A 1,707-nucleotide genomic window follows, 5' to 3' on the forward strand; every position below is an offset into this window, starting at 1 on the left:
TCTGGCTCTGGCTCTGGCTCCGGCTTTGGTTCTGGTTCCGGCTCTGGCTCTGGCTCCGGCTTTGGTTCCGGCTCGGACGACTCGGAGCGTTGGCCGGACGTGGTCGATCGTGGCCAGGCCATGGTCGAGGCCGCATCGATCGCACTGGCCCTGCATCTGACGAAGGGTCAGCTGTGGGACGCGCTGGACGAGGCCACCCGCGAACAAGCGGCGACCTGGCTCGCCGGCGCCCTGCGGCACGAGCCGGTCGACAACAACTGGTGGCTGTTCCCGGTGGCGGTGGGCACGTTCCTGGAGGCGGCCGGCTTCTTCCCCGACGAGTCCCGCGCCGCGATCGAGCGCGGCCTCGCTCGGATCGAGGACTGGTACGTCGGCGACGGCTGGTACACGGACGGCGCGGGACGCTGCTTCGACCACTACAACGGCTGGGCCATGCACCTGTACCCGCTGCTGTGCGCGGTGGCCGCGGGCTCGACACCGGATCGGATCGCCCGAGAGCGGCTGCGCATTTTCCTCGACGGCTACGGGTTGCTGTTCGACCGCGAGGGCGCGCCGCTGCACCAAGGGCGGTCGCTGACCTACCGGTTCGCGGCGGCGGCACCCCTGTGGATGGGCGCCCTCACCGACGCGACACCGCTGGCGCCCGGGGCGACCCGGCGCCTGGCCAGTGGTGTGCTGCGGCACTTCCTGGACCGGGGCGCAGCGCGCGACGGGCTGCTGTCGCTGGGCTGGTACGGCCCGGACGCCGCGACGATCCAGCCCTATTCGGGCTCGGCCTCGCCGTACTGGGCGGCCAAAGGCTTCGTCGGACTGCTGCTCCCCGACGACCACGAGGTGTGGACCGCGAGGGAGTTGCCCGGTCCGGCCGAAGGTCTTGACGTCGGGCGGGGACTGGCCGGGCCGGGGCTGCTCGTACACGCCGGCCGAGGCGTCGCCCGCCTGGTCAATCACGGCAGCGACCACCAACAGGGCGACGCCACGGCGCCGGACGATCCGCTGTACGCGCGCCTGGCGTATTCCACCCTCACCGGCCCCACCCGAGCCGGCGATCCGGCGGACAACCACGTGGGCCTGGTCCTCGACGGCCGGGTGACCGAGCGCGGCCTGATCGAACCCTTGGGCGCGGGCGCGGGATGGGCGGCTTCCGCCCACATACCGACCACGGCCGTCCCGAACGCGCGGATCGAGTCGGTGAGCGTGGTGCGGGGCCCGTACGAGGTGCGGGTACATCGGATCGAAGCCCCGGCCGGAACGGCCGTACGGGAAACGGGTTGGGCGCCCGCGGGAGAGTCCGACGACGCGCTTCGGTCGTCGGTGGCCGGCGTCGACGCCGAGGTCGCCACCGCCTCGGTCCGCAGCACGCTGAGTGGCGTCCTCGGCTGGGAACGGGCGAGCGTCCTGGCGGCCCCGCACGGAACCGCGTACGGCGAGTGGGCGATGGTGCCGGCGCTGGAGGGCACGGTGTCACGGGGGCTGTCCGCAAGCGTCGTGTCGCTGACGTGGACCGACGCCCCGACGACCCCGGCACCGCAGGTGACCGCGGCAGTGACGGGAGTTGCGGGGGGAGCCGGGGTCGACGTCTCGTGGGGCGACGGGACAGTGGACCGGATTCGGCGGGATCGCACCGGCGTGTGGTCGGTGAGCCCGATCGGGTAAGTCCCGGCTGGGAGCGGCGCGTTGGGGGTGGATCGAGTGTTCGGTGTCGCG

1 protein-coding gene is annotated in these 1,707 nt (G+C 72.8%); it reads left to right on the forward strand.

The window, feature by feature from the left end; genetic code table 11:
- Nucleotides 1-1,656, forward strand: a 1,656-nt coding sequence (locus GT354_RS50385) for a DUF2264 domain-containing protein (RefSeq protein ID WP_161364956.1), incomplete at its 5' end; no start/stop codon positions are given.
- Between the last annotated feature and the right edge of the window lie 51 nt (nucleotides 1,657-1,707).

The sequence above is a fragment of the Streptomyces sp. SID3343 genome (assembly GCF_009865215.1).
Lineage (GTDB): Bacteria > Actinomycetota > Actinomycetes > Streptomycetales > Streptomycetaceae > Embleya.